This is a genomic window from Variovorax sp. 20P10.2.4, from assembly GCF_058244205.1.
Genome location: NZ_JBZAYE010000124.1, coordinates 1 through 15,752 on the forward strand (window position 1 = coordinate 1; position 15,752 = coordinate 15,752).

13 protein-coding genes and 2 pseudogenes are annotated in these 15,752 nt (G+C 68.3%); 9 read left to right on the top strand and 6 right to left on the bottom strand.

The window, feature by feature from the left end; genetic code table 11:
* Positions 1–1,016: Ppx/GppA phosphatase family protein (locus AC27VN_RS14530; RefSeq protein WP_490876974.1), on the bottom strand; the 1,016-nt coding region annotated here is incomplete at its 3' end.
* Between the two features lie 251 nt (positions 1,017–1,267).
* Between AC27VN_RS14530 and pstS the strand changes: the two genes are divergently transcribed.
* Genes pstS through phoR form a run of 7 tightly spaced genes read left to right on the top strand, consistent with a single transcriptional unit; the run spans position 1,268 to position 8,003 of the window.
* Positions 1,268–2,302, top strand: coding sequence for a phosphate ABC transporter substrate-binding protein PstS (gene pstS / locus AC27VN_RS14535; protein ID WP_490876975.1), 1,035 nt, complete (start codon positions 1,268–1,270; stop codon positions 2,300–2,302).
* A gap of 45 nt (positions 2,303–2,347) precedes the next feature.
* The gene (gene pstC / locus AC27VN_RS14540) at positions 2,348–3,427 is read left to right on the top strand and encodes a phosphate ABC transporter permease subunit PstC (protein WP_093341303.1); all 1,080 of its coding nucleotides are present in this window, start codon (positions 2,348–2,350) and stop codon (positions 3,425–3,427) included.
* Positions 3,424–4,308: a phosphate ABC transporter permease PstA gene (gene pstA / locus AC27VN_RS14545; RefSeq protein WP_093341305.1), complete on the top strand. Its 885-nt coding sequence runs from the start codon at positions 3,424–3,426 to the stop codon at positions 4,306–4,308. Before pstC ends, pstA begins: the two co-directional genes overlap by 4 nt.
* A 52-nt stretch (positions 4,309–4,360) precedes the next feature.
* A complete protein-coding gene (gene pstB / locus AC27VN_RS14550) occupies positions 4,361–5,149 on the top strand; it encodes a phosphate ABC transporter ATP-binding protein PstB (protein WP_093341306.1) in 789 nt (262 codons plus the stop codon).
* A gap of 30 nt (positions 5,150–5,179) precedes the next feature.
* On the top strand, positions 5,180–5,881 hold the full coding sequence (gene phoU / locus AC27VN_RS14555; RefSeq protein ID WP_093341308.1) for a phosphate signaling complex protein PhoU: 702 nt from the start codon (positions 5,180–5,182) through the stop codon (positions 5,879–5,881).
* 38 nt (positions 5,882–5,919) lie between these two features.
* Positions 5,920–6,612 carry a phosphate regulon transcriptional regulator PhoB gene (gene phoB / locus AC27VN_RS14560; protein WP_057594225.1) on the top strand — a complete coding sequence of 231 codons (693 nt, stop codon included), beginning with the start codon at positions 5,920–5,922 and terminating at the stop codon, positions 6,610–6,612.
* A 44-nt stretch (positions 6,613–6,656) separates the two neighbouring features.
* Entirely contained in the window at positions 6,657–8,003 is a 1,347-nt protein-coding gene (gene phoR / locus AC27VN_RS14565) for a phosphate regulon sensor histidine kinase PhoR (protein WP_093341310.1), read from the top strand.
* 30 nt (positions 8,004–8,033) lie between these two features.
* Here phoR and AC27VN_RS14570 read toward each other — a convergent pair whose 3' ends face one another.
* From AC27VN_RS14570 to AC27VN_RS14580, 3 genes are all read right to left on the bottom strand, one after another.
* Positions 8,034–9,380, bottom strand: a complete 1,347-nt coding sequence (locus AC27VN_RS14570) for an MATE family efflux transporter (protein WP_208510275.1) — start codon at positions 9,378–9,380, stop codon at positions 8,034–8,036.
* Positions 9,377–11,140, bottom strand: coding sequence for a hypothetical protein (locus AC27VN_RS14575; RefSeq protein ID WP_296789177.1), 1,764 nt, complete (start codon positions 11,138–11,140; stop codon positions 9,377–9,379). Before AC27VN_RS14575 ends, AC27VN_RS14570 begins: the two co-directional genes overlap by 4 nt.
* Before the next feature lie 93 nt (positions 11,141–11,233).
* Positions 11,234–11,506: a type B 50S ribosomal protein L31 gene (locus AC27VN_RS14580; protein ID WP_093341315.1), complete on the bottom strand. Its 273-nt coding sequence runs from the start codon at positions 11,504–11,506 to the stop codon at positions 11,234–11,236.
* 135 nt (positions 11,507–11,641) lie between these two features.
* Here AC27VN_RS14580 and AC27VN_RS14585 point away from each other — a divergent pair.
* Positions 11,642–12,713: pseudogene (locus AC27VN_RS14585) on the top strand (oxidoreductase).
* A gap of 67 nt (positions 12,714–12,780) precedes the next feature.
* On the opposite strand, the gene rho reads toward AC27VN_RS14585, so the two are convergent.
* Both rho and trxA read right to left on the bottom strand, forming a co-directional pair.
* Complete coding sequence (gene rho, locus AC27VN_RS14590) at positions 12,781–14,046, bottom strand: transcription termination factor Rho (protein WP_057594219.1); 1,266 nt, start codon at positions 14,044–14,046, stop codon at positions 12,781–12,783.
* Between the two features lie 188 nt (positions 14,047–14,234).
* Entirely contained in the window at positions 14,235–14,567 is a 333-nt protein-coding gene (gene trxA, locus AC27VN_RS14595) for a thioredoxin TrxA (RefSeq protein ID WP_057594218.1), read from the bottom strand.
* Between the two features lie 157 nt (positions 14,568–14,724).
* On the opposite strand from trxA, the pseudogene AC27VN_RS14600 reads away from it, so the two are divergent.
* Positions 14,725–15,752 (top strand): annotated as a pseudogene (locus tag AC27VN_RS14600) (PD-(D/E)XK nuclease family protein); the annotation flags it as partial.

Here is a 15,752-nt window from a genome sequence, read left to right on the forward strand (position 1 = left end):
GTGTCGCCCACGCGCCGAGCCTGGACCGGGTCGACCGCGAAACGGGTGGCGAGCCGCGCGACCGTGGTGGTGCGCATGTCGGCCACGCTCTCGTCGCGTTCCAGCAGTTCGTAGAGCACGCCGTGGCGCAGCGCGCCCTGGGCCACCTTCATCTCCTCGATGCCCAGCAGGTCGAACACCGCGCGCAGCACGCTGAGGCCGCCGCCGATGACCGCCTTGCGGTCCTCGCGCATGCCCTCGATGCGCAGCTTGTCGGCGCCGCCGGCCTTGAGCAGCCGGTCGAGCAGCCAGTCGAGGCCCTCGCGCTTGACCACGCCGGGCTCGCCGCCGGCCGCGGCCAGCACGTCGCCGACCGCGCCGATCGTGCCCGAGGCGCCATAGGCCACGTCCCACTGGTCGCGCGTGTAGCTGCCGAGCGCGTCGTCGAGCACCGCCTTGGCCGCGACCTCGGCGGCCCGGAAGGCGGCGGCGGTGAACTGGCCCTCGGGGAAGTGCTTCATCGACCAGGCGACGCTGCCGACGCGGTACGACTCCATCAGCTCGGCCTCGAGGGCGCGGCCGATGATCATTTCGGTGGAGCGCCCGCCGATGTCGATCACCAGCCGGCGTTCGCGGTCCGAGGCGTCGTTGTGCGGCAGCATGTGCGCCACGCCCTGATAGATCAGGCGGGCTTCCTCGCGCCCCGGGATCACGTCGATGCCGAAGCCCAGGATGGTGCGCGCGCGCAGCAGGAATTCCTCGCGGTTGCGCGCCTCGCGCAGCGTCTGGGTGGCGACGGCCCGCACCTGCGAGCGCTTGAAGCCGGCCAGCCGCTCGCCGAAGCGGGCGAGGGCGTCCCAGCCGCGCTGCATGGCTTCGGGCGTGAGGTTGCGTGCGCTGTCCAGGCCGTTGCCCTGGCGCACGGTCTCCTTCAGGTATTCGGTGCGGTGGATCTGGCCGTGATCGACCTGGCCGATCTCGAGCCGGAAGCTGTTGGAACCGAGATCGACCGCTGCGAGGCGGGTGCCGTTTTGCATGTTGTAGTAAAGAAGGCGGAGCCTGATTCGTATGTCGTGGACGGTTTCCCCACCGCCTCCAAACCCCACCGCAGCGAGGTTCGAGAGGCTAGTTCGGGCGCATGACGGTTGTGTGACAGCGTCACAGAGCCGGAGGGCTCCGCGGCCCCATTTTCCCTCGACAGAGGGGTGTCACATCGATGTCACACAAGCTTTCTAGAGTCCGTCGCAAGCCCGAAAGGGGACTACTTCTTACTTCTAAAGGAAGCTTCATGAAAACGACGTTCAAATTTGCAACCGCCGGCCTCGTCGCCGCGGTTTTCGCTCTTCCCGCGTTCGCCCAGGACGTGACCGGTGCCGGCGCCAGCTTCCCCGCACCGCTGTATGCCAAGTGGGCTTCGGACTTCAACAAGGCCACCGGCGTCAAGATCAACTACCAATCGGTTGGTTCGGGCGCCGGCCTGAAGCAGATCGAAGCCAAGACCGTCGACTTCGGCGCGTCGGACGCTCCCCTGAAGGACGACGAACTCCAGGCCAAGGGCCTGATGCAGTTCCCCACCGTCATCGGCGGCGTGATCCCGGTCGTGAACATCCAGGGCATCAAGCCCGGCGAACTCAAGCTCAGCGGCCAGGTGCTGGGCGACATCTACCTCGGCAAGATCACGAAGTGGAACGACCCCGCGATCAAGGCCCTGAACGGTTCGCTGAACCTGCCCGACGCTGCCATCGCCCCGGTTCGCCGCGCCGACGGTTCGGGCACCAGCTTCCTGTTCACCAACTACCTGTCGAAGGTCAACGCCGAGTGGAAGAGCAAGGTCGGCGAAGGCACGGCCGTGAACTGGCCCACCGGCGCGGGTGGCAAGGGCAATGAAGGCGTCGCCGCCTTCGTGGGTCGCCTGCCGAACTCGATCGGCTACGTGGAATACGCCTACGTCAAGCAGAACAAGATGACGTACGCCCAGATGCAGAACGCCGCCGGCAACTTCGTCTCGCCCGACGACACCGCCTTCAAGGCCGCCGCCGCCGGTGCCGACTGGAACAAGAGCTTCTACCAGGTGCTGACGAACCAGGCCGACAAGGGTGCATGGCCGATCACCGGCGCCACCTTCATCCTGCTGCACAAGACGCAGGACAAGCCGGCCAATGCCACCACCGTGCTGAAGTTCTTCGACTGGGCCTACAAGAGCGGCGACAAGACGGCCGACGAACTGGACTACGTGCCGATGCCCGACGCCGTGAAGGCCACGATCGCCAAGGCCTGGGGTGAGGTCAAGGACGCTTCGGGCAAGCCCGTCGCGTTCAAGTAAGCCTCCTTCTTCTCCCTGATCAGAAAAAGAAAACACGGCACGCCAATGAGCAGCAATCCGCTCGATGGCGCGCCGCTTTCGTCCTTGCCGGAGCGACACGTGTCATCCACTTTCCCCGCCGCCGCCACCGCGCTCGATCTTTCCGCCGAGCAGGGCCGCACCACCGCACCGCCGCCGATGAAGGCATCGCGCTCCGGTCCCATGGTCGATCGCCTGTTCGGCCTGGCCGCCAAGGGTGCCGCACTGCTGACGCTGGCGATGCTGATCGGCATCCTGCTGTCGCTGATCGTCGGCGCCTGGCCTGCCATCACCAAGTACGGCCTCGGCTTCCTCACGAGCAGCGTGTGGGACCCGGTCCAGAACGAATACGGCGGCCTCGTGATGATCTACGGCACGCTGGCCACCTCGGCCATCGCCCTGGTGATCGCGGTGCCCGTGAGCTTCGGCATCGCGCTCTTCCTCACCGAACTTTCGCCCGGCTGGCTCAAGCGCCCGCTGGGTACCGCCATCGAACTGCTGGCGGCCGTGCCGTCGATCGTCTACGGCATGTGGGGCCTGCTGGTGTTCGGCCCCATCCTCTCGAGCTGGGTCCAGCAGCCGCTGCAGAAGCTGCTGGCCGGCGTGCCCTACCTCGGCGCGCTGGTGTCCGGTCCCCCGGTGGGCATCGGCATTCTCTCGGCCGGCATCATCCTCGCGATCATGATCATCCCGTTCATCGCCTCGGTGATGCGCGACGTGTTCGAGGTCACGCCCCCGCTGCTCAAGGAATCGGCCTACGGCCTCGGTTCCACCACCTGGGAGGTCGTCTCCAAGGTCGTGCTGCCCTACACCAAGGCCGGCGTCATCGGCGGCATCATGCTCGGCCTGGGCCGCGCGCTCGGCGAGACCATGGCCGTCACCTTCGTGATCGGCAACATGAACCAGCTGAACTCGCTCTCGGTGTTCGAGGCGGCCAACAGCATCACCTCGGCGCTCGCCAACGAGTTCGCCGAAGCCGGCGCCGGCCTGCACCAGGCCGCGCTGATGTACCTGGGCCTCGTGCTGTTCTTCATCACCTTCGTCGTGCTGTCGCTGTCGAAGGTGCTGCTGGCGCAGATGAAGAAGAGCGAAGGAAAGAAGTCGTGAGCACAAGCCAATCCCTCATCAACGCCAAGACCCTGGCCGAAACCCGCCAGGCCCGGTTCGCCTCGCGCAACCGCGTCAACAAGATCGCCCTCACGCTGTCGCTCGCCGCGATGGTGTTCGGCGTGTTCTGGCTCGTCTGGATCCTCTGGGAAACCCTGCGCCTGGGCATCGGCGGCCTGTCGATCATGGCCTTCACCGAGATGACCCCGCCGCCGAACGAGCCGGGCGGCATCCTGAACGCCATCTTCGGCTCCTTCGTGATGGTGCTGCTGGCGACCTTCGTCGGCACGCCGATCGGCATCATGGCCGGCATCTACCTGGCCGAGTACAACCCCAAGGGCATGCTGTCCTCGGTCACGCGCTTCGTCAACGACATCCTGCTGTCGGCGCCGTCGATCGTGATCGGCCTGTTCGTCTACGCGGTGGTCGTGGCCTACTTCAAGAACTTCTCGGGCCTGGCCGGTGCGCTGTCGCTCGCGCTGATCGTGATCCCGGTCGTGATCCGCACCACCGAGAACATGCTGCAACTGGTGCCCCCGGGCCTGCGCGAAGCCGCCTACGCCCTCGGCACGCCGAAGTGGAAGGTGATCCTGAGCATCACGCTGCGCGCCGCGCGCGCCGGTGTCGTGACCGGCATCCTGCTGGCCGTGGCCCGCATCGCCGGCGAGACCGCGCCGCTGCTGTTCACGGCCCTGAACAACCAGTTCTGGACCGCCGACGTGACGCAGCCGATGGCCAGCCTGCCGGTGACGATCTTCAAGTTCGCCATGAGCCCCTACGAGAACTGGCAACAGCTCGCCTGGGCCGGCGTGTTCCTGATCACCGTCGCGGTGCTCGTCCTCAACATCCTGGCGCGGGTCCTCACGCGCTCCAAGCACTGAACCCGAAGCGGCTTCCACGCAATCCGCACAGAACGAACAAGAGAAACGCAACATGGCACCCATCACCGCTCCCACCGCCGCCGCAGCGCCCGCGAAGATCTCGGTCAAGAACCTGAACTTCTACTACGGCAAGTTCCATGCGCTCAAGGGCATCAACCTCGAGATCCCCGAGAACAAGGTCACGGCCTTCATCGGCCCCTCGGGCTGCGGCAAGTCGACCTTGCTGCGCACCTTCAACCGCATGTTCGAGCTCTATCCCGAGCAGCGCGCCGAAGGCGCCATCGAGCTCGACGGCGAGAACCTGCTAACCAGCAAGCAGGACGTGGCGCTGATCCGCGCCAAGGTCGGCATGGTGTTCCAGAAGCCGACGCCGTTCCCGATGTCGATCTACGACAACATCGCCTTCGGCGTGAAGCTGTTCGAGAATCTCTCGGCCAGCGACATGGACGACCGCGTCGAATGGGCGTTGAAGAAGGCGGCCCTGTGGACCGAAGTGCGCGACAAGCTGCAGCAAAGCGGCTCGGGCCTGTCGGGCGGCCAGCAACAGCGCCTGTGCATCGCGCGCGGCATCGCGATCAAGCCCGAAGTGCTGCTGCTCGACGAACCCTGCTCGGCCCTGGACCCGATCTCGACCGCCAAGATCGAGGAACTGATCGCCGAGCTGAAGAACGAATACACGGTGGTCATCGTGACCCACAACATGCAGCAGGCGGCCCGCTGCAGCGACTACACCGCCTACATGTACCTGGGCGACCTGATCGAGTTCGGTGCCACCGAGCAGATGTTCTTCAAGCCGCAGCGCAAGGAGACCGAGGACTACATCACCGGCCGCTTCGGCTGATGCAACAACGGATGCAAAGAGGACGACACCATGACTGAAAAACACCTCTCCAGCCAGTTCGACAGCGAACTCAACGGCGTCTCGTCGCGCGTGATGGAACTCGGCGGCATGGTCGAGTCGCAGATCCACCAGGCGATCTACGCGCTGCTGCAGTTCGATTCGGACGCGGCCGACCGCGTGATGGAAACCGAGCACCGCGTGAATGCGATGGAAATCGAGATCGACCGCGAGCTGTCGTCGATCATCGCGCGCCGCCAGCCGACCGCGCGCGACCTGCGCCTGCTGATCGCGATCTCCAAGACCACCGCCAACCTCGAGCGCGTGGGCGACGAGTCCAACAAGATCGCGCGCATGGTCAAGTCGATCATCGAGAGCGGTGCTTCGCGCGTGCTGCCGACCACCGAGCTGCGCATCGCGGCCGACCTGGCGTCGAACCTGTTGCGCACCGCGCTCGACGCGTTCGCGCGCCTCGACACCGCCGCGGCGCTGTCGATCCTCAAGGACGACGACCTGATCGACAAGGAGTTCGACGGCTTCGTGCGCAAGCTGGTCACCTACATGATGGAAGACCCGCGCACCATCTCCGCGAGCCTCGACCTGCTGTTCCTGGCCAAGGCCATCGAGCGCATCGGCGACCACGCCAAGAACATCGCCGAGTTCATCATCTACATCGTCAAGGGTGCCGATGTGCGGCACACTTCGATGCAGGAAATCGAGTCGGCGCTGCAGTAACGACACCAGTACGACTGCGGCAAGACTCCCAAGAAAGCATGAAAAAACCCCGAGTCCTGATCGTCGAAGACGAGTCCTCGATCGCCGAGCTGATCGCCGTCAACCTCCGCCACAACGGCTTCGAGCCGATCTGGTCGGAGGATGGCGCGGCGGCCCAACGCGAGATCGATGCCTTCCTGCCGGACCTGATCCTGCTCGACTGGATGCTGCCGGGCCAGAGCGGCCTGCAGCTCGCGCGCCAGTGGCGCAAGGACCCCCGTACCAAGGCCGTCCCGATCCTGATGCTGACCGCGCGCGGCGACGAGCCCGACAAGGTGGCCGGCCTCGACGCCGGCGCCGACGACTACATCACCAAGCCCTTCTCCACCCAGGAAATGCTCGCGCGCATCCGCGCCGTGCTGCGCCGCCGCGCGCCCGAGGTGGTGACCGAGCGCGTCGAGATCGGCGAGCTCGCGCTCGACACCGCCACCCACCGCGTGACCTGGCAGGGCAATGCGCTGAAGGTCGGCCCGACCGAGTTCAAGCTGCTGGCCTACCTGATGCAGCACGCCGAGCGCGTCCACAGCCGGGCCCAGCTGCTCGACAAGGTGTGGGGCGACCACGTCTACATCGAGGAGCGCACGGTCGACGTGCACGTCAAGCGCCTGCGCGAATCGCTGGGTGCGGCGTCCCCGATGGTCGAGACGGTGCGCGGCGCCGGCTACCGACTGACGGCCCAAGCCACCGTTTGACCGCCGTGAGCGTCTCCGCCCGCGGGCGCGGATAATCGCCCGCCATGCCGTTTCGCATTGCTACCTTTTTAATAGCGTCTCTCCTTGGTGGAGCGGGCGTTACAGCCTTTTTCGGTTGGAAGCTCGGCTGGATCGGCGCCTGGGGCGGCGCGGTGGTCTGGCTGGCCTTCGACGGCTGGCGCGCCAAGCGGCTGCTGCAGATCCTGCGCAACGACGCGGTGGGGCTGCCCAGCCGCGGCGTCGGCATGTGGGGCGAACTGGCCGAGCGCATCCGCAAGCTGCTGCGCGACCGCGAACAGCAGACCCGCCAGGCCGAGGACCGGCTGCAGGAATTCCTGGCCGCCATCCAGGCCTCGCCCAACGGCGTGGTGCTGCTCGACGAGCAGGGCCGCATCGAGTGGTGCAACCAGACCGCGGCGGCGCAGTTCGGCATCGATGCCGAGCGCGACCTGCTGCAGCACCTGGCCAACCTCGTGCGCGACCCGGCCTTCGTCGCCTACCTCGCGTCGTGGAACTACAGCCGCGACGTCGTCATCGACGGCCATGGCCCGGGCTCGCAACAGCGCAGCCACACGGTGCGGCTGTCGGTGCAGGTGCATCCCTACGCGGGCAACCGCCGCATGCTGCTCACGCGCGACATCACCGCGCTCGAGCAGGCCGAGGCGATGCGGCGCGACTTCGTGGCCAACGTCTCGCACGAGATCCGCACGCCGCTCACGGTGCTCGCGGGCTTCGTCGAGACGCTGCAGAACCTGCCGCTCGATGCCGACGAGCGCGCGCGCTACCTCGGGCTGATGGGGCAGCAGTCGCACCGCATGGAAACGCTGGTCAACGACCTGCTGACCCTGTCGCGCCTCGAGGGCAGTGCCGCGCCCGGCGGCACCCAGTGGACCCGTATCCGCGCCTTGCTCGCGCAGTGCGAGGACGAGGGCCGCGGCCTGTCGGGCCGGCTCTCGCCGCAGCTGGGCCACAAGCTGTCGTTCACCATCGATGCGGATTCCGAGATGTCCGGCGCCGCCACCGAGCTGCAGAGCGCGATGTCGAACCTGCTGAGCAACGCGATCCGCTACACGCCCGGCGGCGGCGAGGTGGCGGTGAGCTGGCGCGTGTTGCCCGATGGCCGCGGCGAATACGCGGTGAAGGACACCGGCCCGGGCATCGCGGCCGAGCACATCCCGCGGCTGACCGAGCGCTTCTACCGCATCGACCGCAGCCGCTCGCGCGAGACCGGGGGCACCGGGCTCGGGCTGGCGATCGTCAAGCACATCGCCCAGCGCCATGGCGCGGAGCTGCGCATCGAGAGCACGGTGGGGAAGGGTTCGCGCTTCGCGCTGTTGTTCCCGGCCACGCGCGTGCGCGAGGCGCGGGTGCTGGCACGGCTGCAGGCCTGAACGGCCGCGCCGCTATCACCACTCAGCCGCTCAGCCGCGCACGCGGTGCGCCATGGTCCAGCGCAGCAGCGCGCCGAACAGCAGCGCCGTGACGGCCAGCGCGGCGGCACCCATGATCCAGAACGCCAGCGGCGACTGCATGGCCGGCCAGGGGCCGAGCCCGCGGTAGGCCAGCAGGTAGCTGCCGCCCAGGCCCACCACCCACAGCAGCGTGCAGTAGATCGCCAGCGGCGCGAGCGTGACGCGGTAGCAGCGCAGCACGAACACGCACAGGGTCTGCAGCGCATCGGCGAAGTGGTAGAGCGCCACTACGAGCAGCAGCGCGCCCGCGAGCGCGATCACGGCCGGCTTGTCCGAATACACGGCCGCGAGCTGGAAGCGCAGCCCCCACATGGCGAGCGCGAACAGCAGCGCGCACAGCACGGTCAGCTCGAAGCCGGTGCGGCAGGCGCGCCGCGCCAGTGCCGGATCGCCGGCGCCGAGCCAGAAGCTCACGCGCGCGCTGGTGGCGATCGCGAGCGACAGCGGCACCATGTAGGCCACGGCGAGCAGGTTGGCGGCGATCTGGTGCGCGGCGGCCGCGGTCGTGCCCAGGCGCGCGATGAACAGCGCCATCAGCGTGAACGAGGTGACCTCGACCAGCACCGCGAGGCCGGCCGGCACGCCCAGGCGCGCGAACTGGCCGATCTGCGCCCAGTCGGGCTTCTCGATCGGCTGCCAGAGCCGGTAGCCGCGGTAGAACGGGCTGGCGCGCAGCAGCCACACGGCGCAGCCGAGCATCGCCCAGTTGACGACCAGGGTGGCCCAGCCGCAGCCGACCAGGCCCATGGCTGGCAGGCCCGCGCCGCCGAAGGTGAACCAGACCGACAGCGGCAGCTTGATCGCCAGCGAGGCGAGCTGCAGCCAGGTCACGAGCTGTGGCTTGCCCAGGCTCTGGCTCAGGGTGCTGAACAGGCGGAACAGCAGCGCGGGCGCGAGCGCGAAGGCCAGCACCATCAGGTAGGCCTCGACCTCGCTGCGCATCGCGGGCGGCACCTGGGTCCATTGCAGGGCCGGTCCCGGCAGCAGCAGCAGCGCCATGCCCACCACGATCGCCAGTCCCGCGAGGTAGAGCGACTGCCGCACCGAGCGGCCCACCTCGGTGCCGCGGCCGCCGCCGTGCAGCTCGGCCCACACCGGCAGCAGGGCCTGCAGCACGCCCATGAGCGAGACGTAGACGCTGACGAAGATGGCGGCGCCGACCGAGAGGGCGGCCAGCGCGTCCTCGGAATAGCGGCCGGCCACGATGGTGTCGGTCACGCCGAAGGCCATCACGGCGAGCTGGCCGACCAGCACCGTGCCCGCGTGGCGGGCGATCAGTCCGCGTTCGCCCCTCACCGCGGCGCGATCTTCTCGTACAGCAGCAGGTCGTCGGAGGGACTGCTGGGGCGGCGCAGGGTCCCCGCGAAGCGCCATTGGTCGAGCGAGATGATGGTGTGCAGCCGCTCGATGGTCTCGGGGGCCACCAGCAGCCACGGGCAGTCGGTGCCCAGCAGCAGCGGCTGCAGCTCGAAGTGGCCGTGGTATTGCAGCGCCGCGATGTGGGCGCGGCTCAGCGCGAGCTCGGCCACGCACTTGGGATGGCCCACTCGCTCGCTCACCGCGCGCACCTGCGGCGCGTAGCTGCGCGCATAGTCGATCGGCGGCAGCCACAGCGTCATCAGCAGCATCCAGCACAGCGCGGTGCCGCCGGCCGGCAGCACCAGCGTCTTCCAGAGCGCCGCGCGGTGGCGGCCGGTGCGCCAGCGCACCAGCCAGCACCAGGCGATGGTGGCGGCGAGCGCGAGCACGAAGGCGATGGGCGAGAACTCGGGCACGAAGCCCGGCACCAGCCGCGCCACGCTGGCCGCGGGCTTGGGCGGGTAGCCGGTCTGCATCGCGATCCAGTAGATCCAGCCGAGCAGCGCCAGGCCGCTGAAGAAGAGCAGGGTGAACCAGTCGACCAGCGCCGCCACGCTGCGCCGGAAGGTCGGCAGCGCGAAGGCCGCGAGCGTGGCCATCGCGGGCAGCGCCAGCATCAGCGAGCGGTCGGAGTAGTCGGTGGTCCAGGTGGCGGCCAGCGGCACCAGCGCGAACCAGAACGGCAGCGCCACGTGGCGCGCGGCGAGCTGGCGGCGCCAGCGCCACAGCGTCCACAGCGCGAGCGGCCAGGCCGGCCAAGTGAACCACAGCAGCAGCCGGGCCTGGCTGCGGATGTCGCTCGCGATCGAGGTGCCGGGATGGGCGCCGGGCAGGTCGATCTTCCATTGCAGCAGGCCGAGGCCGATCGCGAGCGCCGCGGCCAGCAGCGTCACGCCGGCCATGGTGAACAGCGCGCCGCGCGTGTAGCCCGGGCCTTCGTCCTCGCCCGTGCCCGACCAGCCAGTGCTCGCGGGTTCGGCGGCGCGGCGCATGCGGCGGCGCTCGTAGGCGATGAACAGCACGCTGCCCGTGGCCAGGGCCAGGCCGACGGTCGGGCCGCCGCTGAGCGTCATGCCCAGCGTGCCGACCACCAGTGCGATGACCGGCCCGGCGCGCCGGTAGGGCAGGGCCGCCACGCCGTAGAACAGGTGCGAGGCGAAGTAGAGCTGGGCCAGCGCGGGCGTGGTTTCATGGCCCAGCTGCGCCAGGCCCAGGCAGGCGATCAGCGCGAGCAGGGCGCCGTCGGCCATGGCGCGCGCGTAGTCGGTCGGCCGTGCCTCGCCGCCGAAGGCGAAGGCCACCGGCTGTGCGCGCGCGGTGCGGGCCAGGTAATAGACCGCGTACCAGGTCGCGGTGAAGGTGCCCCACAGCAGCAGCGCGAACACGATGCGCACCGCGAAGTCGGGATGCAGCCAGGCGGGCGCGATCTTGATCGCCAGCGCGCCGATCCAGTACGGCACCAGCGCGGGCGTTTCGGGCGCGATGCCCAGCAGGCGCGGATCGAACCAGCGGGCGATGCCCTCGGTGCTGCGCGCCAGTTCGGCCATGTAGCCGAAGGCCGTGATGTCGGCGCTCTTCCAGGGCCCTCGGCCGACCAGCCCCGGCAGCAGATAGGCGGCGCACAGCAGCAGCAGCGCGATGCGCGGCAGCCGGCGCACGGCATTCTGGGCAACGATCGCGGGCGTGGGCTGGTTCAAAGGGCGATGGGCGGCAACGGGTGGGGGAAACAAAAAGGGCAGCGCGGTAAACCGGGCTGCCCTCGACGCCAGGCCTGAGCCTGGGTGCGTGCCTTACTTGGAGGCAGCGGCGCCGGTCGTCTTGCCGAAGCGGTTGCGGAACTTCTCGACGCGACCGCCCATGTTGTCGACCGACTTCTGGGTGCCGGTGTAGAACGGGTGCGATTCGCTGGTCGTGTCCAGCTTGAACAGGGGCAGCTCGCGGCCGTCGTCCGCCTTGGCGGTTTCCTTCGTGTTCACGCAGGAACGGGTCACGAACTTGAAGCCGTTCGACATGTCGACGAACAGGACTTCGCGGTAATTCGGGTGGATGCCTTCTTTTGCCATGGTCTTTCCTTGGGGGTCGATGCGAGAGCCACTGGCGGGCAGGACGCCGGCCGCACTTTTCGCGAAGCCGTCGATTATCGCATACTGGGCCGATGGCGGCCACTTCGGCCCGTCCCCAGCCAAATCGGGCCTCCCATGACCTCCAGACCCCTGCGCGCCGGCCTCGTCGGCTACGGCTTTGCCGGCCAGACCTTCCATGCCCCCGTGCTGTCGGCCGTGCCCGGGCTCGAGCTGGCGGCCGTGGCCAGTTCCCAGCCGCACAAGGTGCATGCCGACTGGCCCGGCGTGGCCGTGGTGCCCGACACGGCGGCGCTGGTCGCGCGGCAGGACATCGACCTCGTCGTGGTCGCCACGCCGAACGCTCAGCACCATCCGGTCGCGAAGGCGGCGCTGCTGGCCGGCAAGCACGTGGTGGTCGACAAGCCCTTCACGCTCGATGCCGGCGAGGCGCGCGAGCTCAAGCTGTTGTCCGAACGCAACGATCGGGTGCTCGCGGTCTACCAGAACCGCCGTTTCGACGCCGATTTCCTGACCCTGAAGGAACTGCTGGCCAGCGGCGAGCTGGGCCGCCCGGTCTATTTCGAATCGCATTTCGACCGCTACCGGCCCGAGGTGCGCGAGCGCTGGCGCGAGCAGAAGGTGCCGGGCGCGGGCATCTGGGTCGACCTGGGCGCGCACCTGGTCGACCAGGCGGTGCAGCTGTTCGGCACGCCCGACACCCTGCAACTCGACACCGCCGTGCTGCGCGACGGGGCCGAGGTCGAGGACTATTTCCACGCGGTGCTGCGCTACGAGTCGGGGCCGCATGCGCCGCTGCGCGTGGTGTTGCACTCGACCACGCTCGCGGCCCATGCGGCGCCGCGCTACCTCGTGCACGGCACGCGCGGCAGCTACGTCAAGCACGGCGTCGATCCGCAGGAGGACGCGCTGCGCGCCGGCCAGCGGCCGCCGATGGCGGGGTGGGGCGTCGATCCGCTCGATGGCGAGCTCGTGCTGCCCGCGGCCGACGGCACGGTGGCGAAGCGCGCCTGGCCCACGCGCGCGGGTGACTACGTCGCGTATTACGCGGCCGGCCGTGCGCGACGCGATCCTCGGTCAGGGGCCGAATCCCGTGCCGCCCGCGCAGGCGGTGGCGCTGATGGAACTGCTCGATCTCGGCCGGCGCAGCGCCGAGGAAGGCCGCGCGCTGCCCGTCGCGCGCCCATGAAAAAAGCGCGCTGCATCTTGCGATGCAACGCGCTTTTCGGGGAGGCGAGCTTCGGTCGAAGACCGGCTCAACCCCCGCGACGCATCATGTCGAAGAACTCGACATTCGTTTTCGTCGCCTTCATGTTCTTGAGCATCAGCTCCATCGACTCGATCTCGTCCATGTTGTACATGAGCTGGCGCAGGATGCGGGTCTTCTGCAGGATCTCGGGCGCGAGCAGCAGCTCTTCGCGGCGCGTGCCGCTGCGGTTGAGCTGGATCGAGGGGAACACGCGCTTCTCGTAGAGGCGGCGGTCGAGGTGGATTTCGGAGTTGCCGGTGCCCTTGAACTCTTCGAAGATCACTTCGTCCATGCGGCTGCCGGTGTCGATCAGCGCGGTGCCGATGATGGTCAGAGAGCCGCCTTCCTCGACGTTGCGAGCGGCACCCAGGAAGCGCTTGGGACGCTGCAGTGCGTTGGCGTCGACACCGCCGGTCAGCACCTTGCCCGACGAGGGTACGACGTTGTTGTAGGCGCGTGCGAGGCGGGTGATCGAGTCGAGCAGGATCACCACGTCCTTCTTGAGCTCGACCAGGCGCTTGGCGCGCTCGATCACCATCTCGGCCACGTGCACGTGGCGCGCGGCGGGCTCGTCGAAGGTGGAGGCGATGACCTCGCCCTTCACCGTGCGCTGCATTTCGGTCACTTCTTCGGGGCGCTCGTCGACGAGCAGCACCATCATGTGGACCTCGGGGTAGTTGGCGCTGATCGCGTGCGCGATGTGCTGCATCATCACCGTCTTGCCGCTCTTGGGCGGTGCCACGAGCAGGGCGCGCTGGCCCTTGCCGATGGGCGCGATGATGTCGATCACGCGGCCGGTGATGTTCTCTTCGCCCTTGATGCCGTCGCGTTCCAGGCGCATCTGTTCCTTGGGGAACAGCGGCGTCAGGTTTTCGAACATCACCTTGTGCTTGTTCTGCTCGGGCGGTCCGCCGTTGACGGCGTCGAGCTTGGTCAGCGCGAAGTAGCGCTCGCCGTCCTTCGGAATGCGCACCTCGCCCTCGATCATGTCGCCGGTGTGCAGGTTGAAGCGGCGCACCTGGCTCGGGCTGATGTAGATGTCGTCGGTGCTGGCGGTGAAGCTGGTGTCCGGGCTGCGCAGGAAGCCGAAGCCGTCGGGCAGGATTTCGAGCACACCGTCGGCGAAGACCTGTTCGCCGGCCTTCGCGCGCTTCTTGATGATCGCGAACATCAGCTCCTGCTTGCGCATGCGGCCGACGTTTTCGATCTCAAGGGCTTCGGCCTGCTTGAGGACTTCAGACACGTGGAGTGCCTTGAGTTCGTTTAAGTGCATGGAACGACCCCTTGCGGGGGCAATCGAGGGGAAACGGAGAACAGGGGGGTGGTTCGATGTGAGACGAGAACTGCCTCACTGACCGGGGAACTCGAACCGGCTACCTGAAAGGGCCGGCGATCTGCTAAGGATTATGACAGGAAAAACGCGCCGGCCAACGCGTTGCGCGCTGGCCGGTTTGAAAGCACTCAGGCGAGTTGCTGGTCGATGAAGGCGGTGAGCTGGGCTTTGCTCATGGCACCGACCTTGGTGGCGGCAAGCTGGCCGTCCTTGAACAGCATCAGCGTGGGGATGCCACGGATGCCGAACTTGGCGGGGATGTCGCGGTTCTCGTCGACGTTGAGCTTGGCGATCTGCAGCTTGCCTTCGTAGGCGCTCGACACTTCGTCGAGGATCGGGGCGATCATCTTGCAGGGGCCGCACCATTCGGCCCAGTAGTCGACCAGCACGGGCTGGCTGGACTTGAGCACGTCGGCTTCGAAGGAGGAATCGGAGATGTGTTTGATCAGCTCGCTGGCCATGATGGAGTCCTTGTGCGCGGGGAGTTTCGGTGCAGCTACAGTGCGGGTCATTGTGACAGAAACCAAGGGGTGACGTGGCATGCACGAAGGCTATGGCGCCGATAGCCAGAGCCCTCGTCGCGACCCGGCCCCGCTACCGAATCCCCCGCGACAGAACATGAACGAAGGCCATCCCGTCCAGGCCCTGTGGTGCGACCCTGCCGATGGTGTGGTCGCGCGCATCGTGCGCGTGCTCGCCGAACGCCAGGCACATGCGGCGCGCACGATGGTGCTGGTGCCCTATGCGCAGCTCATGGGCGTGGCGCAGGCCATGTGGGCGCGCTGCGGCTCGCCGGGCTTCGTGCCACGCTTCGAGACCACGCGCAACTGGGCGCGCAGCGCGGGCGGCTTCGTCCCTTCGGGCTACGACATCGCCTTCGACATGGCGCGCGACCTCGTGACCGCGCAGGGCCTGCTCTCGCAGACCGGCTTCGGCGCCGAACGCTTCGCGCTCGCGGGCCGCGTGGTCGAGCTGGCCTACCAGCTCGCGCCGCTCGCGGCCGCGGTCGCGCCCGAGGAGCGCGGAAGTGCCTGGGCCGAGCGCGCCGCGGGCGTGGCCGATGCAGGCAGCGAGTCGGAGTGGTTCCGCATCGAGAGCGCGCTGATCCGCATCGCGGTCGCCTGGGCCGCGAACGCGAGCTATGCCACCGACGTGCTGCTGCGCGAGCCCGCGCGCGCGCAGATCGACGTGCTGATCGTGCTCGAGGGCTTCCAGACCGATCCCTTGACGCAGACCCTGTGCGGCCTGTGGGGCGAGCGCGCCGTGCGCCTGTCGTTGGTGCCCGCCATCGCGCCGCGCGGGCAGTCCGCGGCCCATGTCGCGATCGATCCCGAGGACGAGGCCGAACTCGCCGCGGCCTGTGCGCTGCGCCACTTGGCCGAGGGCCGCAGCCCGGTTGCGCTGGTCGCCACCGACCGCGCGCTCACGCGCCGCATCGGCGCGCGGCTCAAGGGGCAGGGCGTCACGGCGCAGGACGAGACCGGCTGGAAGCTCTCGACCACGCGCGCGGCCGCCATGCTGATGAGCGCGCTGCGCGCCTGCGCGCACGACGCCGGCAGCGACCAGGTGCTCGACTGGCTCAAGAGCGGCGACGACGGCGATGCGCTCGCGGTGCAGGGACTCGAGTCGAGATTGCGGCGCGAGGG

Bases quoted from the DNA above. Each gene is read 5' to 3' on its own strand.
- trxA (WP_057594218.1), bottom strand. From the start codon at position 14,567: ATGGCCAGCGAGCTGATCAAACACATCTCCGATTCCTCCTTCGAAGCC.
- phoU (WP_093341308.1), top strand. From the start codon at position 5,180: ATGACTGAAAAACACCTCTCCAGCCAGTTCGACAGCGAACTCAACGGC.
- AC27VN_RS14580 (WP_093341315.1), bottom strand. From the start codon at position 11,506: ATGGCAAAAGAAGGCATCCACCCGAATTACCGCGAAGTCCTGTTCGTC.
- phoR (WP_093341310.1), top strand. From the start codon at position 6,657: ATGCCGTTTCGCATTGCTACCTTTTTAATAGCGTCTCTCCTTGGTGGA.
- pstB (WP_093341306.1), top strand. From the start codon at position 4,361: ATGGCACCCATCACCGCTCCCACCGCCGCCGCAGCGCCCGCGAAGATC.
- phoB (WP_057594225.1), top strand. From the start codon at position 5,920: ATGAAAAAACCCCGAGTCCTGATCGTCGAAGACGAGTCCTCGATCGCC.
- rho (WP_057594219.1), bottom strand. From the start codon at position 14,046: ATGCACTTAAACGAACTCAAGGCACTCCACGTGTCTGAAGTCCTCAAG.
- pstC (WP_093341303.1), top strand. From the start codon at position 2,348: ATGAGCAGCAATCCGCTCGATGGCGCGCCGCTTTCGTCCTTGCCGGAG.
- pstS (WP_490876975.1), top strand. From the start codon at position 1,268: ATGAAAACGACGTTCAAATTTGCAACCGCCGGCCTCGTCGCCGCGGTT.